The organism is Cellulomonas iranensis NBRC 101100 = JCM 18110 (assembly GCF_001552375.1).
Taxonomy (GTDB): domain Bacteria; phylum Actinomycetota; class Actinomycetes; order Actinomycetales; family Cellulomonadaceae; genus Cellulomonas; species Cellulomonas iranensis.
Window position 1 is genome coordinate 41,807 of sequence record NZ_BCRB01000007.1, and the last position, 22,002, is coordinate 63,808.

Genomic DNA, 22,002 nt, shown 5'->3' on the forward strand with positions numbered 1-22,002 from the left:
TCGCCGGCGGGCGCGCTCACGCGGCGGCCCACGCGGCCGTGCGCAGCGCGTGCGGCGTGCGGTGGTCGGGCGGCACCTGCTCGCCGGTGCTGCGGCCGTGCGACACGACGACGATGTCGTCGGCGACGTCGCAGATCTCCTCCTCCTCGGAGGACACGAGCACGACCGTGAGGCCGCCCTCGTGGGCCAGCGCCCGCACGATGCGGTGGATCTCGGCCTTGACGCCGAGGTCGACGCCCTTGGTGGGCTCGTCGAGCAGCAGGACCCGCGGGTGCTGCGCGATCGCGCGGGCCAGCAGCACCTTCTGCTGGTTGCCGCCCGAGAGGCTGACGACGGGCCCGTGCCGGTCGCCGCGCACGCGCAGCTCGCCGAGCAGCGCGTCGGCCTCGCGCAGCATGCGTGGCTTGTCAAGCAGGCCCGCGCGCCGGTACCGGCGCAGCACGGGCAGCGCGACGTTCATGGGCGAGTCCAGCGCGGGCACGATGCCGTCGGACTTGCGCTCCTCGGTGAGGTAGACGACCCCGGCGCGCTGGGCGCGGGCGGGCGTCGTCGGCCGGTAGGGCCGGCCGTCGAGCGTGACGGTGCCGGACGTGACGGGTGCGAGCCCGACGAGCGCGCGCAGCACCTCGGTGCGTCCGGCGCCGACCAGGCCGTAGAGGCCGAGCACGCGGCCCGGCTCGGCGGTGAGGCTCACGCCGTGCACGCCGGGTGCCACCAGGTCGCGGACCTCGAGCCGGGGCCCGGTCACGCCCTGCGGCACCCAGCGGTGCACGTCGGCCACGACGGGGGCGGCGGCGGCCGCCCCCGTCGTGCCTGCCTCGGCCGGCACGTCACCGTCAGGGGAGCGGCGACGTGCCTCGTCGGCCTCGGCAGCCTCGTCGCCCGCGATCGCGGCGACCACGTCGTGGCGGCTGACCTCGTCGACGCGTGCGTCGATGCGCACGCGTCCGTCGACCAGCGCGACCACGCGGTTGCACACGGCGTACAGCTCGTCGAGCTTGTGGTCGACGAACACGACGCCCATGCCGCCCGCCGCGAGCGAGCGCACCATCTCGAGCAGCCGCTCGACCTGACCGCCTTCGAGGGAGGTGGTCGGCTCGTCGAGCAGCAGGTAGCGGGCCTTGCGGTGGGTGGCGACGGCGATCTCGAGCATCTGCCGGGTCGCGACGGGGTAGTCGCCCAGGCGCCGGTCGACGTCGACGTCGATGCCGAACTGCTCGACGAGCCGCCGCGCGTCGTCCCGCATGGCCTCGCGGCGCAGCAGGCCGGCGCGCGAGCGCTCGGCGCCCAGGTGCACGTTCTGCGCCACCGTGAGGTTGGGCAGCAGCGCGAGCTCCTGGTAGACGGTCGCGATGCCGGCGCCGATCGCCGCGGCGGGCGAGTCGATCGCGCGGTCGGCGCCGTCGACGACGATCCGCCCGTCCTCGGGCGTGGTGGCGCCGGAGATCACGCGCAGCAGCGTGGACTTCCCGGCGCCGTTGTGACCCACGAGCCCGACGACGTCGCCGGGCCGCACGTCGACCGAGACGCCGTGCAGGACCGGCACTCCGGAGTACCGCTTGACGATGCCGCGGACGCCGAGCCCTGCCGTGCCGTGCGTCCCGGTCGACGTGGTGGTCATGTCAGCCGACCTCGCCCGGGCCGGGGGTCTCGCCGACCGTGAACATCTTCAGCGGCTTGAGGATCTCCTTCTCGGGGGTGCCGCCGTCGACCCACGCGCGGATCTGCTCGACGACGTCGGCGCCGTAGACCGCGGGCTCCTGCGCGACGCAGCCGGGGTACTGCTCGGTGAGCGTGGTCTCGGCGGCGCAGAACCCGTAGACCTTGACCTGGCTGTTGGCTCCGAGCGCCTGCAGCGCGCCGTAGGACGCGGGGCCGGTCGACGCGAAGATCACGTTGATGTCGGGGTTGCCGGACAGCATCTCGGTGGTGGCGCGCAGCGAGTCGTCGGGCTTGACGTTGCCGTCGACCTTGGCGACGACCTCGGCGTTCGCGTTCGCCTTGATGGCGTCCTCGAAGCCCTGGTCGCGCATCTGCGTGGGCGTCTCGTCGGGCTCGGTGACGAACCCGATCTTCAGCGCCGCGTCGGCGCCGAGGTCCTTGAGCACCTGCTCGGCGGTCTGCCGGCCGCCCGCGACGTTGTCGGCGCCGAGGTACTGCACGATCGACGCGCCCTGCGACTGCAGCGCGTCGGGGTCGATGCCGACGTTGACGGTGAACACGGGCACGCCCGCGTCGTTCGCGGCCTTGACGATCGCGGCGCCCGGCTCGGACTTGACGGCGTTGAGGGCCAGCGCGCAGGGCTTCTTCTGCAGCATGGACTGCGCCTGCGCGAGCTGGTTCGCGTCGTCGTCGTCGGCGATCTGGACCTCGACCTTGAAGCCGTTCTCGGCGCCCGCGTCCTCGAAGCCCTTCTTCATGGCGACGTAGTACGGGTTGGTGAGGTTGGGCAGCGCGACCGCGACGTAGGGGGTGTCGTCGTCGCAGGACGCCGGGCGCGGGATGCCGCCGGCCTCGGCGGACGAGCCGCTCGTGGCGCCGCCGCCGGACGAGCCGCCGCCGGTGCCGGTGTCGACGGCGCCGCACGCGCCGAGCGCGAGGGTGAGGGCGCACAGGCCGGTGGCCAGCGCAGGGATCCGAAGCTTCATCGCTCTCTCTCCTGGGTGTGGTGGGACGGTCGTGCGGCGGGTCGCCGGGACGTCGCGTCGCACGGGACGTGGGTACGTGGGGGTGGGCCGTGGGTGCGGGTGTGGGGCGGCTCAGCCGGTGCGTGCGCCGTCGGCGGCGCGCGCGGGCTGCGGTGCGTCGCTCGTGGCGACGGGGTCCGCGGGCGGGGTGGGTCCGCCGCGGTGCAGGACGCGTCCGAGCAGGTCGCTCAGGGACGACTGCCGGCGGTAGGTGTCGATGATGACGCCGCCGAGGATGATGAGGCCGATGACCAGGGGCTGCCAGTAGCTCTGCACGCCGACGACGTTCATGCCGTTGGAGACCGTGCCGATGAGCACGGCGCCGAGCAGCGCGCCGGGCAGCGAGCCGATGCCGCCGAAGAGGCTGACGCCGCCGACGACGGCCGCGGCGATCGAGTAGAAGAGCTCGTTGCCGGAGCCGGCCGACGGGTAGCCGACCATGAGTCGCGAGGTGACGATGAGGCCGCCCATGCCGGCGCACAGGCCGGACAGCGCGTAGACGAGCATGGTGACGCGGCCGATCGGGATGCCGGACAGGCGCGAGGTCTCGCGGTTGCCGCCGACGGCGTAGATGTGGACGCCCGTGGGGGTGAGCCGCAGCAGGACCGTGAGGACGATCGCGAAGACGACGACGAGCACGACCGGCATGGGCACGCCGAACAGCGAGCCGCGGCCGATGATCGCGAACATCGGGTCGGCGACGTTGACGGAGCTGGCGCCGGTGAGGATGAGGGGGATGCTCGCGGCGACGCCGAAGGCGGCGAACGTGACGATGAACGGCGGCAGCCTGAGGTAGTGGATGAGCGCGCCGTTGACGGTGCCGACGAGCGCGCCGACGGCGAGCGCCGCGAGGGCCGCGACCCACCAGGGTGCGCCGCTGCGCATCGTGAGCGCCGCGATCATGCCGGTGAGCGCGACGTTCGACCCCGTGGACAGGTCGATGCCGCCCGTGAGGAGCACGAACGCCTGGCCCATCGCGAGGAACGCGATGACCGCTCCGTTGAGCAGCAGCAGGTTCGCGTTGTCGAACGTGCGGAACGTCGGGGACATCAGCCCGAAGATCGCCGCCACCAGCACGATGACGGCGAAGATGCCGAGCTCTTCGGGGATCCGGCGTCGTCTCGCCATCGGTCCTGCCTCCTTGCAGATCGCTCATCTGAGCACCGCTCTATGCTCATCTGCCACCGACAGTACGTCCGGCGCCCAGCCTTGTCCACCGGCCCGAAGGTCACGGTTCAGAAACGTTCGAGCGCGCTACAGTGCTCACATGAGCGACACAGACGTGCGCGGCGCCACCGTCGACGACCGCGCCCTGATGGTCCTGGCCGCCCGCCGCTACTACGTCGACGACGCCTCCAAGGTGCAGATCGCCGACGAGCTCGGCGTCTCCCGCTTCAAGGTCGCGCGCCTGCTCGAGCAGGCCCGCGCGACCGGCGTCGTCACCATCACCATCCACGCCGACGGCCTCCAGCACCCCGCGCTCGCCGCACGCGTGCGCGACCACCTCGGCCTCACCGACGTCACGGTCGTCGAGGCCGGCGACGACCCCGACGCCGTGCGCCGCCACGTCGGCGAGGCCGCCGCCGAGATCCTCGGGTCCACGCTGCGCGCGGGCGAGGTGCTCGGCCTCGCGTGGGGCCGCACGCTCACCGCCATGAGCGCCGCCATGCCGCCGCTGCCACGCGTCGACGTCGTGCAGCTCACCGGCGCCATCGGCACCGACCTCGACGAGTCCCCCGTCGAGGTCGTGCGGCGCGTCGCGCTGCGCTCGGGCGGCACCGCGCGCCCGCTGTTCGCGCCGCTCGTCGTCGACGACCCCCGCACCGCGCAGGCCCTGCGCCGCCAGCCCGACGTCGCCGCGGCCCTGCGCATGTACGACGACGTCACCACGGCCGTCGTGTCCGTCGGCTCGTGGGCCCCGCCGGACTCGCAGCTGCTGCGCACCATCGGCGACGACGAGCGCGACGCGCTGCTCGCCGCGGGCGTGCGCGCCGAGGTCGCGTCGCTGCTCGTCTCCGACGACGGCCACCTCGTCGCACCGCACTTCCAGGACCGCTGCCTGACCATCGGGTTCGAGCAGATGCGCGCGATCCCCCGCATCGTCGCCGCTGCGGGCGGCGCGCAGAAGGCCCTCGCGGTCGCCGCGATCGTCCGCGCCGGGCTGTGCACCGAGCTCGTCACCGACCGCGCGCTCGCCGAGGCGCTGCTCGAGCTGCCGTCCCCCGCGACCGACCGCCCGCGCGCGTGACCCCGGACGGGGCGGGTGCGGGAGCCTTCGACGTCGCCGCCTCGCTGTGGTCGACGCCGCCCGCCGACCTCGACGCCGAGGCCGCGCGCCTGACCGCGGCCGGGCTGCGCCGCTGGCACTGGGACGTCTCCGACGGCGCGTTCGCGGCCCCCGGCGGGTTCGACCCCGCGACCGTCGCGCGCCTGACCGCCGCGACCGGCCTGCCGGGCGAGGCGCACCTCATGGTCACCGACCCGCGCCCCGTGCTCGACGCGTGGGCCGACGTGTGCGGCACGGTGATCGTGCACGCCGAGGCCACCGGCTGGCGCGAGGCGGTCGAGCACGTCCGCGCACGGGGTGCGCGCGGGGGCGTCGCGCTCTCCCCCGGCACGCCGCTCGACGTGCTCGCCGACCTGCCGCCCGACGTCGTCGTGCTGGTCATGGCGATCACGCCCGGGCAGGCGGGCAGCACGTTCCTGCCCGGCACGCCCGCGCGGCTCGACGCGCTCGCCGGCCGGCACCCGGGCCTCGGCGTCGACGGCGGCGTCACGCTCGACCACGCGCGCACGTGCGCGCGGCACGGCGCCACCTGGGTCGTCAGCGGCTCCGCGCTGTGCGCGGCCCCCGACCCCGCCGCGTGGCTCGCGCGCGCTCGCACGTCCTGACACGCCCACCCTCGACGGCACCACCGGAGAGCGGCGCCGGGCGCGCCGGGCTCCAGCGCGGTGCACGGGTCCGGCACGCGCCGCATGCATGACGTCATCTACGCATGCAGAATGCTGCGAGCCGGCCTACCCTGAGGGCATGAGCGTCTCCCTGACGGTGCGCGACGTGCCCGACGACGTGCGGGACGAGCTCGCTGCTCGGGCTGCCCGCAGCGGTCGGTCGCTGCAGGAGTACCTGCGTGCGACCCTCACCGAGCTCGCGTCGCACCCGTCCGCGGCCGACGCCCTCGCGACCGCGCGAGGGCGTGCCCGGTCGTACCCCGACCTCACCGCGCAGGACGTGCTGGACGACCTCGACGCCGGCCGACGGTGAGCCGGCTGCTCGTCGTCGACGCCTCCGCCGTGCTCGCCGTGCTGCTCGACCCCGGCGCACGTGGCGAGCAGGCCGCCCGGCACGCGCACGGCGCGCGGCTGGTCGCCCCCGACGTCCTGGGGTACGAGGTGCTGAACGTGCTGCGCCGTCGCCGCGCCTCCGGCCACCTCACCACCAACCAGGCCGACCTCGCGGTCCGCACGTGGGACGAGCTGCCCGTCGAGCTGTGGGCCCTCGCGCCTCTCCAGGACCGCGTGTGGCGGCTCACCCACAACCTGTCGGCGTACGACGCCGCGTACGTCGCGCTCGCCGAGCACCTCGACGCACCGCTGCTCACCGGCGACCACCGGCTGGCGGACGCGCCCGGCGTCGGATGCACCGTGGTCACGGTCTGAGCGGCTCCGCGGGCCGAGCACGCACGCCTCGACCGTGACCTCCCGGCAACACGCGTGACACACCGCGCTCGTACCGTCGCGGGACCGGCCGGGCGGGAGCCCGGGACCGGCGCACGGCACGTGCACGCACGGCTCCGTCCGCACCCGTGGACACGGCGGTCCCGACGCGTCACGCTGGGCCCGGACCCGACCCCTCGGGCCGCACCCGCAGGTCGAGTCAGGGCGCACGTCGCGAGGAGGGCCGCATGTTCGACCACGTCGACCCCTTCATCGGCACGGACGCGACCGACCTGCCCGAGCCGTCGGGCCTCGCGGCGACGTGGTGGTGGCCCAAGCCGCAGGTCGGCAACACGCACCCGGGCGCGACGTACCCGTTCGGCATGGTCTCGGCGTGCGCGTACTCGGGCGCGTACCCCACCGGGTACGGGCGGTACGACCTGTCGACCGAGGGCCGACCGCCCGTCCTGCACGACCGGCTCGTGGCCAGCGGGTTCACGCACTTCCAGCAGTCCGGCACGGGTGCGATCCGCAAGTACTACAACTACTTCCGTGTGACGCCCATGCTGTCCCCCCTGGACGACCTCGGGCAGGCGTGGGAGATCGTCGACGAGGTCGCGCAGCCCGGGTACTACGCGGCGACGCTCGCGTCGGGCATCCGCGCCGAGATCACCGTCGGGCCCAAGTCGGCCGTGCACCGGTACACGTTCCCCGCGCACCACGACGCGCGGCTCGTCATCGACTTCTCGCTCGGCGGGCTCGACATCCCGTACGGCCGGACCATCCCGCTGCGCGCGCACCTCGGGTCCGTCGCACCCGGGTGCGCCGAAGGCGAGGTCGTCGTCGAGGGCGCGCCGCTCGCGGTGCGGGTCGAGTGCGACGCCCCGCACTGGCGGCAGATGCTCTGGTACGACCGGCGGCTCATGCCCGGCGGCACGCGCCTCGACTTCGACCGCATCCGCCCCACGACGCTGCGCCCGTTCGGGCTCATGTGGGCCGGGCCGACCGAGCCGGGGCAGGTCGTCGAGCTGCGGTTCGGGTTCTCGCTGCGGGGCGTCGAGCAGGCCGCGCGCACGCTCGAGCACGAGTGCGGGCCGGGGCCGTCGTCGTTCGACCGCCGACGCGCGACCACGCAGGCCGTGTGGCGCGAGCACCTCGGCAAGGTGCAGGTCGACACGCCGTCGTCGGACCGCGCGACCGTGCTCGGCACCGCGCTGTACCACTCGCTGATCAAGCCGTGCCTCGCGGTCGACGAGTCCCCGTTCTGGCCGACGCCCGGCCCGTTCGCGTTCGACCTGTCGACCATGTGGGACATCTACCGCACGCACCTGCCGCTCATGACGACGCTCGCGCCGGACCGCGCGGTCGAGCTCGCGAACGCGCTGCTGCACATCGCCGAGGAGGAGGGCAACCTGCCCATCGGCTACCGCATGGCGCGCGGCGCGGACCGGTTCAGCCGGCAGGGGTCGGCGCTCGCGCACACGTTCCTCGCCGACCTGTGCGCGCTGGGGCTGCCGGGCGTCGACTGGGACTGGGCCCTGGTGCACATGCACGACGACCTGCGCCGCACGTACGGCGAGGAGTTCCTGCTGCACGGGCGCACGCACCCCATCAGCCACACGCTCGACATCGCGTTCGGGTACTGGTGCTCGGCGATCGTCGCGGGGCGCGTCGGGGACCTCACGCTCGTCGAGCAGTTCGGGCCGCTCGCGGCGCGGTGGGCCAACGCGTTCGACCCGGCGACGGGCCTGCTGCACGACTCGACGTACTACGAGGGTGGCCGGTGGAACTACTCGTTCCGGCTGCTGCACGACATGGCGTCGCGCATCGGGCTCGCGGGTGGCGACGACGCGTTCGTCGCGATGCTCGACCGGTTCTTCGGCTTCGGCGCCGACCCCGTCAAGCAGCCCGGCCTGCTGCCGGACGTCGACGAGATGGCCACCGGGTACGCGCTCGACCGGTTCGAGGGCCTCAACAACGAGCCCGACATGGAGGCCCCCTGGGCGTACATGTACGCGGGGCGCCCCGACCGCACGGCGCAGGTCGTGCACGACGTCGTGCACCAGCAGTTCGGCACGGGCCGCGGGGGCCTGCCCGGCAACGACGACTCCGGCGGCCTGTCGTCCTGGTACGTGTGGGCGACGCTCGGGCTGTTCCCCGTCGCCGGGCAGAACCTGTTCCTGCTGAACGCGCCCGCGTGGCGCGAGTCCCGGCTCGACGTGGGCGGGCGCGCGCTGACGATCGAGACGACGGGGTTCGTCGAGCCCGAGCCCGGCGGGCCGGTGCAGCACGTGCAGTCGGTGCACCTCGACGGCGTGCCGCTCGACCGGCCGTTCCTCACCGGCGGCGAGCTGCACGCGGGCGGCCGGCTGCTGGTCGGTCTGGGCCCGGAGCCGTCGGGCTGGGGCACGCAGCACCGACCACCCAGCGCGCGGGCGCCGCACGTCGACGTCCCGCTCCCCCGCCTGACCCGCCCGTAGCCCGGCCCCGCTCCTCCCGACCGCCCCCCTGACCGCCCCTCCCCTGACCGCGAGAGCGCGATCCAGTCACCACCACCGCCCGCACCCGACCACTCGTCACCGCGAGAGGTCGATCCAGTCACCCGACCCCGACCGCCCCTTCCACCGCGAGGGGTCGATCCGGTCACCACCACCCGCGACCCACCCCGAGAGGACGACGCCGATGACCCCCACCGCCGCCGCCCGGCCCGACCGCCGTCTCGTCATCGTCGTGCGCGCCGACCCGGTGATCTGCGGTCACTCGGGCGAGGCCCGCAACCTCGCCGAGGCCGCGCTGCACCGCGGGTTCGACGAGGTCCGCATCGTCACGTGGCCGGTCGACCGGCTGCAGGAGGCAGGCCTGCCGCTCAAGCCCCTCGACGGCGTGCTGCCGTACTCGCCGGGGATCGTCGTCGAGCGCCCCGCACCGGTGGGCGACTACAAGGTCCCCGACGGCCGGTACCTCGCGGGCCTCACCGGACGCCTGGTCGAGCTGTTCACCGACGGCGTCCCGACCGTCGCGATGTCGCTGTACCTGTCCCCGCACGCCACGGCCGTCGCCGACGCGGTCACGGTCGCGCGCCGCACGGGCCTGCCCGTCGACGTCGTCACCGTCGCCGAGGCCGTCGGGTCCGACGTGACGAACGTCGTGCGCGCGTGCGTGCAGGAGGACCGGTTCGGTGCCGCCGCGCACGTGCTCACGCAGTACCTGTCGCACGACGTCGTGCTCGCGGTGTCGCAGTACACCAAGGACCTCGTCGTCACCGAGGCCGCCGCGATCGACGCGCGCCACGGCACGCGGTTCGCCGACGAGTGCCGCGAGCGCGTCGCCGTGTCCTACCCCGCGATCGACGTCGGCACGTACCTCGCACGCGACGAGGACGCGACCGACCGCGCGCTCGCCGCCCGCGGCCTGACGCGCGACGGGTACGTGCTGTTCCTGTCCCGGCTCGCGCACGCCAAGGGCGTCGACGACCTCATCGACGGGTACGCCCGCTCGGGCGCCCCCGTGTCGGGGCGGCGCCTGGTGATCGCGGGCAACGGCCCGCAGGCCGACGAGCTGCGCGCGCACGCCGCCGCCACACCCGTCGCGGACCTCGTCACGTTCCTCGACGACGTGCCCGACGACGAGAAGGGCCACCTCATGGCCGGCTGCACCGCGTTCGTGCTGCCGTCCAAGCCGCGCCCCGAGTTCGTCGAGACGTTCGGCATCGCGCTGGTCGAGAAGATGCTGTCCGGCGGCGGGCCCGTCATCACCACCGACACCGGAGGCATCGGCGAGGCCGTCGGCGACACCGCCACGATCGTGCCCGTCGACGACCCCGACGCGATCGCCCGCGCCCTCGACGGCGTCCTCGCGATGGACCGCGCCGACCGCGCGGGTGCCGCCGAGCGTGCGCGGGAGTACGCGCTGCAGTTCGACCGCGGGGTCGTGCTCGACAAGATCCTCGACCGGGTCGACGGCGTGCGGGTGGTCGCGGCGGTGTGAGGGGGGCGGGCGGCGGACGTCCGCGCCGGTCAGCGAGCAGAACGGGACGAATGCCCGCGAGCGTGCGCAGTGCGGGACGCGCGCCGGCGCCCGCCACGCCAGCCCCTACGCTCACGTCCGTGACGACGCTCCCCGCCGAGACCGATGCCGCTCGCACCGACCCGCTCGCCCACGACGCACCCCTGCCCGGTGCCACCGTCCGCCAGGCCGTGCAGCGTGTGACCCGCCGGGCGACGGTCTTCACCGGCCGCGCGAGCCGCAGCGAGCTGTGGTGGGTCGTGCTGCTCAACGCGCTGGTGTGGCTGGGTGCGGGTGCGCTGACCGTGGTCGCGGCACGCATCGGCGACGCGATCCGCCCGTCGCGGTCCAGCGATCTCGGCCTGTCCCCCGGGCCGGTGCTCGGCGTGCTGATCGTCCTCGCGCTGCTGACGCTCTACGTGCTCGTCACGCTCGTGCCGCTCTTCGCGGTCTCGGCCCGCCGCCTGCACGACGCGAACCTGCCCGCGTGGTGGCTGCTGCTCGCCGTGGTCCCCGGGCTGGGTGCGCTCGCGCTGCTGGTGCTGCTGGCGCTGCCGAGCAACCCGGCGGGGGCGCGGTTCGACCGGGCGTCGACCGAGCGGGCCCCGGTGGAAGGGCCCGCGAGCACCTGACCTGCCCTCCGACGGTCGACCACCGTGCCGTCAGCGACGTGTCGGCCGGGTGCACAGCAGAGCCGCTCGCGGGGTTGCCGGCCCCGCTGCCGGGCCCGCGTCAGGGCGGCGACCGGGCCCGTCCCTTCGTGCGGAGACGAGCACCGGAGCTGAACACTTGTCCATCACTCTCACGTGCGGACAGATTGCCCTACGACCATGCCCCCGAACGAGCGAAACTGCGACGGATGACGCACTAGTACTCACAATTCGAGGCCATTCCCCCACCAACGGCGGCTCTCCACCGCTACGGTGCTGCACGTGACAACCACTCGCGCCCAGGGCATGACCTGCGCGGTCGCTGCCATCGGACTGGTGCTCACAGGGTGCGCCACACAACCTGACCGAGACACGTCCCTTCCTGGCGCACAGGAAACCGGGACTGGCATGCCTGACTGTTCTCTCGAGCCGACCGACCACGTCACGGCCGAACTCGCGTCGCACTGCGTCTACAAGGGTTGGCTCGCAAACGACGAGCGCCTGATCGAGGCGTACGGCGCCCCGGACGTCACAAGCAGCCTGCCTTTCGCTGGCGATGGAGCCAGTTTCGACTTCAAGGACTGCTCCCCGAGCGACGGACCGATCGACCCGGTCGTCTGCACTTGGACGACAGAAGCCGTCTCAGGCGATGGCACTGAGGGCATCTTTGTGATGCGAATGCACGTCGGCGTCGAGACTGAGGCAGATGGCTATCGCGTCAACAAGATCGAGCTCGAACCGCCCAGTTAATTTGTCGCCAGAACCCGTTCACTCTCAACGTCGGACATCGGTATGCCCATAATGTGTCTAGCTATGCGACGACACCACTAGCATCAGCTCGACGAATCGCTGCGACGACGGGGCGACATCCGGTACGGTTCCAGTACCGTGAACATCACAGCAAGGGGGCAGCGCGAATCGTAGGTGGACCGTGAGAATTGCTGGGCTCGTCGCCGCGGCGGCGATCCTCGCGGGAACTTCAACCGTGGCGAGCGGTGCACCGCTTGCTCCGACCGACCGCGACAGGGATGTCGTGATCGCCGCCAACGGAATCCGGCAAGGGGACGGTCGAGTGTTCTACCCAACCGGAGAGATCGATCCCGATACGCTCGTCATCATTCCGGACGAGGATGGTGTACTGCCCGGCGGCCTGAGTGTCGCTAAGGGCAGGCAGATCCTCGAAGCCGAGGGCGGAGACGGGTTGGCCGCAGCCATCGCAGAGGCGGACGCTGAGCGCGTGTCGCCCATGGCCGCCAGTAACACGTTCATCACAGGATTCCGCCCGGAGTGGAGCGAGTTTCGCCACTTCTCGGGACTCATCGGGACGAACGACAGCGTGGTCGCGAACTACCGCTTCGCTCCGCAGGTCGGAACGCAGCAGTGGGTGTGCGCCAAGGGCCTGGGCTACTACAAGGGATACAATGGCTCCGAGTTTGGGGTGTGGAGCAACTGGTATGACCTCGGCTGCAAGAAGGCGGGCGGGGTTCTCTGGAAGATCACTGCAGTTCCGTGGGGCAACGTCGCCGCCGTCCCGACTGCTCGATTCCAGTCCCAGCATTACCACATGATCGCGAACGGCGAGTGGGGGTTCTGAGCACCGGCTCCTGACGCAGACCCACCGGTAAGGGCGAGGTCCGTCCCACCGGCGACTGGGCACAGCGCCGATCCGGTGATACTCCAGCACCGCGAAGGCCCCGAGTCCCGTAAGGAGCTCGGGGCCTTTGCCGCCCTGGGAGGTCTCAGGCGGTCGCGGCCTGCTCGTCATGAGCGGTGACTGCGGCGGCTCATCCCCGCTCGCGCGGGGGTGAGCCCTCGCTGCTCCCGGTCGCTGAGGTCATGGGCGCGTCCCTTCCCCGCGTGCGGGGGTAACCACTCGTGATCGCGTGCCGGGCTGCAGCCGCCGGTCTCCTATCCGTGTACGGACGCCCTCAGCCCCGACGAGGTCGGCGTCAGGAAGGCGGGGCGACACGTGCGTCAGGCGGGCGGCGCCACGAACTGCCACCCGCGCTCGCGCATCAGCGGCACGAAGCGTGCGACGGCCGCGACGGTCTGGCTGCGGTCGCCGCCGCCGTCGTGCAGCAGGATGACGCCGCCGGGCGCGACGGCCTCCATGCGGCGCACGAGCTCGTCGACGCCGGGCGGCACCCAGTCCTCGACGGCGGTGTGCCAGCCCATCGAGCGCATGCCGAGGCTCGCGGCGACGTCGACGGTCGCGCCCCAGGAGCCGAACGGCGCGCGCCAGTACGGCACCGGCGCACCGGGCACGGCGGCACGGATCGCGTCGAGCGTGCGTGTCAGGTCGGCGTGCACGACGTCGGGTGACGCGTCGCCCAGGTCGTCGTGCTGCCACGAGTGGTTGCCGAGCACGTGGCCGTCGGCGGCGATGCGCGCCACCAGGTCCGGGTGCTCGACGACGCGTTCGCCGACCAGGAAGAACACCGCCGGCACGTCCTCGCGGGCCAGCAGGTCCAGCAGGTCGGCGGTGTCGGGTGGGTTCGGGCCGTCGTCGAACGTCAGGACGATCGTGCGCTCGCCGCCGCCCACGACCTCGATGACGCCGTCGGACCGGACGCCGTCCGCCGGCCGATCCCCGGCGGGAGCCCCGTCGGGGGGCGGCCCGTCGAACCCCTCGCCGTCGGCCGCCGCGCCGCCCACGCGCCCGGCCCCGCTCACAGCACGCGCGCGAGCTGCTCGAGGGCCGCGAGCGGGTCGGGGCCGCTGGGGAACAGCACGCACGTGGTCGCACCGGCCGCGCCGCGCGCCGCGATGCGCTCGCGCACCTGGTCTGCCGACCCCGCGAGCGACAGCTCGCGCACCCACGCGTCGGGCATGCGGGACGCGAACTCCTCGGGCGAGGCGGAGTCGGCGCGCAGGGCCGCGAGCTCGGCGGCGAACGGCTGCTGCGCGAGGTGCGGCGCCCAGTCGGGCTCGCCGATCCACGCGAGCGCGTGCCGGGCGACGTCGAGCGCACGCGCCTCGTCGTCGTCGACGCACGCCGCGTCGTAGGTGACGACGCGCGGCGGCGTCGGGGCCGCGACGTGCTCGACGGCCGCGCGCACGTACGCGGGCGGGCACGGCTCGGCGAGCACGACGCCCTCGGCGACGCGCCCGGCGGCGGCCAGCGACTTCGGCCCCCGGACCCCGAGGATCACGTCGGGCACGACCTCGGGCAGCGAGGACGGGTCGAGCGCGACGCCGTCGAGCACGACGGGCGCGTCCGGCGCGGTGGTCACGGTCTCGCCGCGCAGCAGCGCCCGCAGCGCGCGCGTGTACGCCTCGAGGAACGTCAGGGGACGCCCGGGCCACGCGCCGACCTGCCGCATCCAGTCGGGCATGCCGTGCCCGACGCCGATCGTCACGCGCCCGGGGAACAGGCGTGCGAGCGTCGCGGCGTCCATCGCGGCGAACCCGACGTTGCGCGCCGCGGCGGGCAGGATACCGATGCCGACGTGGAGGCGCTCGGTCGCGGCGAGCACGGCCGCGGCCTGCGCGGCACCGCCGCGGAAGCCGAGGTCCTCGACGACCCACAGCTCGTCGAAGCCCAGGGCCTCGGCGCGGCGGGCGTGCTCCAGCACGAGGTGGGCGGGCAGGTCACGGGGCAGCAGCACCCCGATGTGCGGCGTCGTCATGGACCCATCCTGGCGCACCGCCGACGCCTCGCCGACCTCTCGCCAGCCGGCCGTCGCGCCCCGCGAGACCGGGCTCTCGTCGTTCACCGGTGACATGAGCGACACGCAACCCGGTCTCGCGGAGGGCAGTGTCCGGGGTATGAGAACCGACCGACGACCTCGGCCCGGCCGCTAGGACGGCCCGGACTCGCGGACTTCACCGTCGGCATCTCACCGACCGGACGTCGCATCCCGCGAGACCGGGCTCACGTCGCTCACGCGTGACATGAGCGACCCCAGCCCGGCCTGACGGACCGCGGGGTCCGGGTCGCGAGACCCGGAACCGACCAGCAGCCCCGACCTCAGCCCAGCGCGGCCGACGTCAGCACGACGCGCTCGGCGCCGTCCTGCGTCGCACGGACCTCGAACGACCCGTCGGCGGCGTCGAACGCGAGCGTCGCGCGCTCGTCGCCCGCGGTCCACGCGAACGTGCCGCGCGACCCGTCGACGTCCCACGCGAACTCGCCCGCGAACGCCGCGTGCGAGGAGCGCAGCCGCAGCCCGGTCAGCTGCGCGGCCACGGCGGGGTGCGTGAGCGCCGCCTCGACCTCGGCGGGCGTGTAGTGGTGGCGGTTGACGTCGCGGCCGACGCCCGTGCGGGCCAGCAGGTCCATGTCGTTGACGCCCGCGAGCAGGCCCACGTAGTAGACCTGCGGGATCCCGGGCACGAACAGCTGCAGCAGCCGTGCGAGCACGTAGCGGCGGTCGTCGCGGGCCAGCGCGTCGTAGAACGTGCAGTTGACCTGGTAGAGGTCGAGGTTGGACGCGGCCGCGCCCGTGGCCTGGCGGGACGTGCCGCCGCTGTTGTCGTGGATGCGCTCGACGAGCGCGTCGATCTTCTCGGGCGCCAGCAGGCCCGGCTCGCCGGGGCGCAGGTCGGACGTGCCGACGTCGACGATCCCGATGCCGTCGTGCGTGTCGAGGACCGTCACCGAGTTCGCGGGGCGGATGCGCAGCCAGCCCGCGAGCGGCTCGAGCTCGCCCGTGGTCAGCGCGTGCAGCACGAGCGGCGGCAGCGCGAAGTCGTAGACCAGGTCGACCTTGCGCGCGATGTCGATCTGCTGGGTGTGGTGCCCGTGCACCTCGACGAGCACCTGCGCGCCGCGCGCGTGCGCCTGCTCGACGATCCGCTCGGTGTACGCGTCGGTCGCGGGCGTCATGAAGCAGTCGGTGCCCGCCTCCTTGCCGGTGTACCCGACGGCGTCGAGCCGCAGCATCGAGACCCCGCCGGACGTCAGCGCGTCGACGACCGACGTCAGGTACTCCCAGGCCTGCGGCGTGCGCAGGTCGATGTCGACCTGGTCGGGTGTGAACGTGGTCCACACGAGGCGGCGGCGCCCGCCGAGGGTCATGACCGTGAACGGCAGGCCGGGTCGCGGGCGGTAGATGCGCGCGAGGTCCTCCTCGGTGGCGCCGAGCGGGAACACCGACCCCAGCGTGAGGAACATCGGCGCGTGCGGGGACTCCTCGCCGCGCTCGCGCACGTCGACGAACCGCTCGGAGTCGGCCGACACGTGGTTGACGATGACGTCGGCCATGACGGTGCGGCCGTCGGCGAGCGCGCGCACGTCGTCCCACGAGCCGAGCCGCGGGTCGACCTGCGTGTGGTCGCGCGGGTCGAACCCGGCGTCCGCACCGTCGTACGGCGGGTAGAACGGCAGCACGTGGACGCCGCCGAACGCGCCCGCGAGCGGGCCGTCGAGCAGCGCGCGCAGGCCGGGCAGGTCGCCGGCGAGCCGGTCGGCGTAGGTGATCAGCTGGGGGCCGTGGTGGGTCACGGTGCGGGCTCCGTCGTCGTCGGTGACCGGGGTCCGGTCGGGTGGGCCGTCGTGCCCGGCCGGGGGACGGCCGGGCACGACGGGGTTCAGGTCAGGTCGGGGGCGGTCACGCGCTCGCGCAGGCGGGCCAGCCACCGGGCGCGGGCCAGGCGCGCGTCGCGCGACACGGGCGCGTCGGGCACGAGCCCGTCGAACCCGTGGCAGCCGCCGGGCCACACGTGCAGCTCGGCGTCGCCGCCGTCGGCCCACAGCCGCGCGGCGTACGCGACGCACTCGTCGCGGAACGTCTCGGCGGAGCCGACGTCGACGAACGCGGGCGGCAGGCCGCGAAGGTCCGCCGCCCGCGCCGCCGCCGCGTACGGCGGGGTGCCCGTGCCACCGGCACGGTCCCCGAGGTACGCCGCCCACGCGGTCGCGTTGGCGGTCCGGTCCCAGGAGCCCACGCCGGCCATCTGGTGCCCGGAGGCGGTCTCGTTGCGGTCGTCGAGCATGGGGCAGACCAGCAGCTGCCCGGCGAGGGCCGGGCCGCCGCGGTCGCGGACGAGCAGCGCGAGCGCCGCGGCCAGGCCGCCGCCGGCGCTGATGCCCTCGACGACGACGCACGTCGGGTCGAGCCCGAGCACGTCGGCGTCGCCGACGAGCCAGGTGAGCGCCGCGTACGCGTCCTCGACGGCCGCGGGGTACGGGTGCTCGGGCGCGAGCCGGTACTCGACCGACGCGACGGCCCAGCCGGGTGCGACCTGCGCGGCCGCGGCCACGTCGTCCGACACCGTGCCCACCACCAGGCCACCGCCGTGCAGGTGCAGCAGCACGGGCACCGCGTGGTCGACGGGCGGGCGCAGCAGCGCGACGCGCACGGTGCCGCCGCCGGGGCCGGGCGCCTCGTGCCAGGTGAGCTCGAGGCCGGCCTCGGCGGCGACGTCGGCGAGCACGGGCGGCTGCGCGCGCTCGCGCAGCGCCGTGATCTCGTCGGGCCGCAGCGTCGTGACCACGTCGGCCGCGCGCGTCGTGAGCGCGTCGGCGATCGCGGGGTCGAACGGCGGCCGCGCGACGGCGACCTGCGTCATCCCTTCAGCGCTCCCTGCATGAGGGCGGACACGAACTGCCGCTGGAACGCGAGGAACACCAGGAGCGTGGGCGTGAGGATCAGCAGCGACCCCGCGCACAGCAGCGGGATGTCGGTGCCCCACTGGCCCTGGAACGCGCCGAGCGCACCGGCCATGGTCCGCTTGGTCGGGTCGTCGACCAGCACGACCGCGAGCAGGAACTGGTTCCACGTCCACAGGAACATGAGGATCCCGAGCGACGACAGCGCGGGCGTCGACAGCGGCAGGTGGATGCGCGCGAAGAGCTTCCACGTGTTGGCGCCGTCGATGCGGGCGGCCTCCGAGAGGTCCTCGGGCATGTTGACGAAGTGCGCGCGCATCCACATGACCGCGAACGGCATGTACAGGCCGATGAGCGGCAGGATGATCGCCCACCGGGTGTTCAGCAGGCCGACGTCGCGCATCTGGTAGTACAGCGGCACGATCACGGCCTGGAACGGCAGCGTCAGGCCGATGACGAACGTCAGGAAGATGACGCGGTGCCCCGGCGGCCGCAGGTGGCCGAGCGAGAACCCGGCGAGCGTCGCGATGAGCAGCGCGACCGGCACGACGCCGACCTCGATGAGCGCGCTCGACCACAGCAGCGCGCCCATGTTGGCGGCCGTGAACGCGTCGACGAAGTTCGACCAGTACGGCGTCTCGGGCAGCGAGAGGCCCGAGGGGTACGTGCCGGGCTTGTGCAGCGCGGTGATGAACAGGCTGACGAACGGCACGATCGTGACGAGCATCAGGATGATGAGCAGGACGCGGCCGAGCCACGTCTCGCGCCGGGAGACGATCACGGGTCAGTCCTCCCGCGTGAGTCGCTGGATGGGCAGGACCACGGCCAGCACGAGGGCCATGAAGACGACGGCGAGCGCCGAGGCCTGGCCGACCTCGCGGCTGAAGAAGCCGAGGTAGTAGATCTCGAGGCCGGGCACGAGCGTGGAGTTCGCCGGTCCGCCCTGGGTCGAGATGTAGACGATGTCGAACGCGGCGAGCGCGGCGATGATCGTGACGGTCACGCACACGCCGATCTCCTGGCGGACGCTCGGCAGCGTGATCGCGAAGAACTCGCGGACCGCGCCGGCGCCGTCGATGCGCGCGGCCTCGTACAGGGACGGGTCGATCTTGGTCATGCCCGCGAGCAGCAGGAGCATGCACAGGCCGAGCGCGACCCACGCGCCGATGACGCCGACGGCCGGCAGCGCGGTGTCGGTGTCACCGAGCCAGGCGCGCGTCACCGAGCCGAGCCCGATGCCGCGCAGCAGCTCGTTGACCAGGCCGTCGGACGCGAGCAGCCAGGTCCACATGATGCCGGCCGCGACGAGCGGGATGACCTGCGGCAGGAAGAGCACGGTGCGCGACGCGAGGGCGAGGCGGCTCGCCGCGAACTTGCGGATCGTGGCCGCGGTGAGCAGGCCGAGGATCACGGGCACGAAGCTGAAGTAGATGATCAGCTCGAGCGCGTTGAGGATCGAGCCCAGGGTCTCGGAGCTCTGCGTGAGACGGCGGTAGTTGTCGAACCCGACCCACGTCGAGGCCGTGACGCCGTTCCACTTGTAGAAGGAGTACTGCACCGTCAGCGCGAGGGGGCGCAGCACGAAGGCCGCGTAGAACACCGCGGCGGGGACCACGAGGCCGAGGGCGACCCAGCCCCGGCGCAGGCGCCGTGCCCGGAGGGCACGGCGCCTGGCCTCGTGGCTGGTCGACGCCGGGGCGGCGACCTCGCGGAGACCGGTGGTGTCGGTCGTCCGCATCTGCATCATCAGCCGCCGATCTCGCTCTCGTAGTCCTTCTGGACGGCCTCGAGCAGGCCCTTGGCGTCCTGCTCGCCCGCGACGAGCTTCTGCAGGTTGGGGGTCCAGCTCTTGGCGTAGATGGCGCCGGTGGCGTTCGCGATGAACTCCATCGAGCCGTTGTCCTTGGCGATCGTCGCGCCGGCGGCGAGCGTCTGGGCGGTCACGGAGTCGCCGTCGACCTCGGGCATGAAGGCGTCCGACGGGCCCATGGGGTGCGAGCCGCCGACCTCGACCGCGATGGTGCGGGCCTCGTCGTTGGTCGCGATCCAGTCGAGGAAGAACGCGGCGCACTGCGGGTGCTCGGCCTTGGCCGAGATGCCGTAGGTGAGCGGCGCGGACATCGCGCCGACCTTGCCGCCGGCCTCGGCGGGCGGCACGAGGAAGAAGCCGACCTTGCCGGGCATCTGGGTGTCGAGGTTCCCGGACTCCCAGTCGCCGTTGAAGATGAACAGGCTCTTGCCGTCGATGAAGCGGCTCATCATCATCGAGTAGTCGAGCGAGTTGACGTCGTCGGCGAAGTAGCCGGCCTCGACCCACTTCTGCAGGTGCTCGGCGGCCTTGAGGTTCGACTCGGTGTCGATGCTCGCGCCGGGCTGCTGGAACGTCCAGGCGTTGATCATGCCCGGGTCGCCGTACGAGGCCATGAGGCCCTGCAGCGGGAACGCGAGACCGCCGGTGGCGCCGCCGTTGAACTGCGCCATGGGCGTGATGCCGGCGTCCTTGGCCTTCTGCATCCACTCGTCGAGCTCGGCGAGCGTCTCGGGCGGGGTGGTCATCCCGATCTGGGCGGCGAGCTCCTTGTTGTAGAAGACGCCGGTCATCGAGTAGTTGAGGCCCTGGGCGTACAGGGGGCCGTTGCCGCGGCGGCCGTCGGCGTCGACGCGCATCTGCTCGAGCTGCGAGGCGGGCCACTCGTCCCAGCCGAGCGCCGTGGCGGCGTCGTCGAGGTCGTAGAGCAGGCCGTCCTTGGCGAGCTCGGACACCTGCGGCAGGCGCATGAGGTCCGGCGGGTTGTCGGCGAGGACGCGGGGCGCGTTCTGGGTGAGGACGGCGAACTGGTCCTCGCGCACGTCGAACTTCACGTTCGGGTACTGCTTCGAGAACTCGTCGAAGAGCTTGCCCGCGAGGGGGAAGCCGGTCTCGACGTAGGCGCTGAGGGTGACGTCGTCGGTGCCGCACGTCCAGTCGGCCTTGTCGGTGGAGCCGCCCGCGGTGCTGGCGGGCTCGTCGGACGTGCCGCCGCCGGGTGCCGAGCACGCGGTGACGGTGAGGATGCCTGCGAGGCACAGGGACGCAGCGGCGACGGCGCGCCGCGGGTGAGCTGTCGTACGAGACACCGGTGTCTCCTCCTTGAGGGGCCGGGACCCGGGCGGGGGGTCCGTGCTAAATCGGCTTAGCACCACGATGTTCGCTACCGCCCGCCACCGGTGTCAAGCCGGTGCGGGTCACGGATCGGTCACGCGCCCGCGCACCGGGAGGGACGAGTCGGACAACTGCCCAGGAGACGCCGCCGGGACCGAGGACGGGCCGCGGCGCCGCGCGGCACCCCTAGGATCCTCGGCAGGACCAGGGCCTGGAGGACGACGTGAGCCGCCGACGCGTGACGCTCGCGGACGTCGCACGCACCGCGGGGGTGTCGTCGACGACCGCCTCCCTCGTGCTGTCCGGCCGCGGCTCCGAGCTGCGCATCTCCCCCGCCGTGCAGGACCGCGTGCGCACCGCGTCGAGCGAGCTCGGCTACCGCCCCAACATCGTCTCGATCGGCCTACGCAAGGGCACGACGCGCACGCTCGGCCTCGTGTCCGACACGGTCGCGACCGGTCAGATGGCCGGCGACATGATCAAGGGCGCCATCGAGGCCGCGCGCGACCTCGGCTTCATGCTGTTCATCGGCGAGACCGAGGGCGACCCCGCGATCGAGAGCGCGCTCATCGACGCGATGCAGGACCGGCAGGTCGACGGCATCATGCTGACCTCGATGTTCACGCGCACGCGCGCCGTGCCCGAGGCGCTCGAGCGCGTGCCCACCGTGCTGCTCAACACGCTGCCCGCGGCCCCCACCCGGGCCCCCGCGGTCGTGCCCGACGAGGTCGCCGCGGGCCGCGCCGCGGCCCGCCTGCTGCTCGACGCCGGCCACCGCGAGATCCACCTCGTCGGCGCCGGACCGGGCCCCGACGATGTGCCGCCCGACACCGTCGCGGGCGTCGAGCGGCTCACCGGCATCCGCGAGGTGCTGTCGGCCGAGGGCCTGGCGCCCGCGTCGGGGCACCTGTGCGACGACTGGGCGCCGCCGCAGGGCTGGACCGCGACGCACGAGCTGCTGCGCCGCCACCCCCGGCCGCGCGCCGTCATCTGCTTCAACGACCGGCTCGCGTTCGGCACCTACCAGGCGCTGCAGGAGGCCGGCCTGCGGATCCCCGACGACGTGTCGGTCGTGTCGTTCGACAACTACCCCATGGCCGACTGGCTGCGCCCCGGCGTGTCGTCGTTCGCGATCCCGCACGAGCAGCTCGGGCGGCGCGCGGTCGAGCTGCTGATCGCGCGGATCACGGGCGGCGCCCAGGCGTCCGACGACGCCGTCGACGGCGAGGGCACCGTGCACCGGCTCGCGATGCCGCTGCGCGCGCGGGGCTCCGTGGCGCCGGTCTGACGCCACGGAGCCCCGCGGTC

Annotated in this window: 20 protein-coding genes; 10 read left to right on the plus strand and 10 right to left on the minus strand. The window is 73.4% G+C overall.

The features are described 5' to 3' along the window. Positions 1 to 16: 16 nt before the first annotated feature. The 3 genes from CS2_RS02255 to CS2_RS02265 form a co-directional block, all read right to left on the minus strand. Positions 17 to 1,621: a sugar ABC transporter ATP-binding protein gene (locus CS2_RS02255; protein ID WP_082739669.1), complete on the minus strand. Its 1,605-nt coding sequence runs from the start codon at positions 1,619 to 1,621 to the stop codon at positions 17 to 19. Position 1,622: 1 nt separating this feature from the next. Next, positions 1,623 to 2,648, minus strand: coding sequence for a substrate-binding domain-containing protein (locus CS2_RS02260; protein WP_070318717.1), 1,026 nt, complete (start codon positions 2,646 to 2,648; stop codon positions 1,623 to 1,625). Positions 2,649 to 2,759: 111 nt separating this feature from the next. Further along, the gene (locus tag CS2_RS02265) at positions 2,760 to 3,815 is read right to left on the minus strand and encodes an ABC transporter permease (protein ID WP_082739671.1); all 1,056 of its coding nucleotides are present in this window, start codon (positions 3,813 to 3,815) and stop codon (positions 2,760 to 2,762) included. 139 nt (positions 3,816 to 3,954) lie between these two features. Between CS2_RS02265 and CS2_RS02270 the strand changes: the two genes are divergently transcribed. From CS2_RS02270 to CS2_RS02310, 9 genes are all read left to right on the plus strand, one after another. Next, positions 3,955 to 4,935, plus strand: a complete 981-nt coding sequence (locus tag CS2_RS02270; RefSeq protein ID WP_046529508.1) for a sugar-binding transcriptional regulator — start codon at positions 3,955 to 3,957, stop codon at positions 4,933 to 4,935. Beyond that, complete coding sequence (locus CS2_RS02275; RefSeq protein WP_070318718.1) at positions 4,932 to 5,579, plus strand: ribulose-phosphate 3-epimerase; 648 nt, start codon at positions 4,932 to 4,934, stop codon at positions 5,577 to 5,579. Before CS2_RS02270 ends, CS2_RS02275 begins: the two co-directional genes overlap by 4 nt. A gap of 139 nt (positions 5,580 to 5,718) precedes the next feature. Beyond that, on the plus strand, positions 5,719 to 5,952 hold the full coding sequence (locus CS2_RS02280; protein ID WP_070318719.1) for a FitA-like ribbon-helix-helix domain-containing protein: 234 nt from the start codon (positions 5,719 to 5,721) through the stop codon (positions 5,950 to 5,952). Continuing rightward, complete coding sequence (locus tag CS2_RS02285; RefSeq protein ID WP_082739676.1) at positions 5,949 to 6,347, plus strand: type II toxin-antitoxin system VapC family toxin; 399 nt, start codon at positions 5,949 to 5,951, stop codon at positions 6,345 to 6,347. The genes CS2_RS02280 and CS2_RS02285 overlap by 4 nt, the downstream gene beginning before the upstream one ends. Before the next feature lie 245 nt (positions 6,348 to 6,592). Then, positions 6,593 to 8,824, plus strand: a complete 2,232-nt coding sequence (locus tag CS2_RS02290; RefSeq protein WP_070318720.1) for a glycoside hydrolase domain-containing protein — start codon at positions 6,593 to 6,595, stop codon at positions 8,822 to 8,824. 202 nt (positions 8,825 to 9,026) lie between these two features. Beyond that, entirely contained in the window at positions 9,027 to 10,331 is a 1,305-nt protein-coding gene (locus CS2_RS02295) for a glycosyltransferase (protein WP_070318721.1), read from the plus strand. Positions 10,332 to 10,450: 119 nt separating this feature from the next. Further along, positions 10,451 to 10,981, plus strand: a complete 531-nt coding sequence (locus tag CS2_RS02300) for a DUF805 domain-containing protein (protein ID WP_070318722.1) — start codon at positions 10,451 to 10,453, stop codon at positions 10,979 to 10,981. A gap of 300 nt (positions 10,982 to 11,281) precedes the next feature. Next, on the plus strand, positions 11,282 to 11,749 hold the full coding sequence (locus CS2_RS02305) for a hypothetical protein (protein ID WP_156441956.1): 468 nt from the start codon (positions 11,282 to 11,284) through the stop codon (positions 11,747 to 11,749). A gap of 181 nt (positions 11,750 to 11,930) precedes the next feature. Then, on the plus strand, positions 11,931 to 12,593 hold the full coding sequence (locus CS2_RS02310) for a hypothetical protein (protein WP_156441957.1): 663 nt from the start codon (positions 11,931 to 11,933) through the stop codon (positions 12,591 to 12,593). A 380-nt stretch (positions 12,594 to 12,973) separates the two neighbouring features. Here CS2_RS02310 and CS2_RS02315 read toward each other — a convergent pair whose 3' ends face one another. From CS2_RS02315 to CS2_RS02345, 7 genes are all read right to left on the minus strand, one after another. Then, on the minus strand, positions 12,974 to 13,672 hold the full coding sequence (locus CS2_RS02315; RefSeq protein WP_233421037.1) for a polysaccharide deacetylase family protein: 699 nt from the start codon (positions 13,670 to 13,672) through the stop codon (positions 12,974 to 12,976). After that, positions 13,669 to 14,628 (minus strand): LLM class flavin-dependent oxidoreductase, encoded by a 960-nt coding sequence (locus CS2_RS02320; RefSeq protein ID WP_070318741.1) that lies wholly within the window; start codon positions 14,626 to 14,628, stop codon positions 13,669 to 13,671. Before CS2_RS02320 ends, CS2_RS02315 begins: the two co-directional genes overlap by 4 nt. Before the next feature lie 341 nt (positions 14,629 to 14,969). Then, a complete protein-coding gene (gtfA, locus tag CS2_RS02325) occupies positions 14,970 to 16,445 on the minus strand; it encodes a sucrose phosphorylase (protein ID WP_070318742.1) in 1,476 nt (491 codons plus the stop codon). An 86-nt stretch (positions 16,446 to 16,531) separates the two neighbouring features. Then, complete coding sequence (locus CS2_RS02330; RefSeq protein ID WP_070318725.1) at positions 16,532 to 17,512, minus strand: alpha/beta hydrolase; 981 nt, start codon at positions 17,510 to 17,512, stop codon at positions 16,532 to 16,534. Next, on the minus strand, positions 17,509 to 18,333 hold the full coding sequence (locus CS2_RS02335) for a carbohydrate ABC transporter permease (protein WP_070318726.1): 825 nt from the start codon (positions 18,331 to 18,333) through the stop codon (positions 17,509 to 17,511). The genes CS2_RS02330 and CS2_RS02335 overlap by 4 nt, the downstream gene beginning before the upstream one ends. A 3-nt stretch (positions 18,334 to 18,336) precedes the next feature. Further along, positions 18,337 to 19,299 (minus strand): carbohydrate ABC transporter permease, encoded by a 963-nt coding sequence (locus tag CS2_RS02340; RefSeq protein ID WP_070318727.1) that lies wholly within the window; start codon positions 19,297 to 19,299, stop codon positions 18,337 to 18,339. After that, a complete protein-coding gene (locus tag CS2_RS02345; protein ID WP_046529518.1) occupies positions 19,299 to 20,669 on the minus strand; it encodes an ABC transporter substrate-binding protein in 1,371 nt (456 codons plus the stop codon). Before CS2_RS02345 ends, CS2_RS02340 begins: the two co-directional genes overlap by 1 nt. Positions 20,670 to 20,917: 248 nt before the next feature. Here CS2_RS02345 and CS2_RS02350 point away from each other — a divergent pair, with 248 nt between their 5' ends. After that, entirely contained in the window at positions 20,918 to 21,982 is a 1,065-nt protein-coding gene (locus CS2_RS02350; protein WP_233421038.1) for a LacI family DNA-binding transcriptional regulator, read from the plus strand. Positions 21,983 to 22,002: the final 20 nt, after the last annotated feature.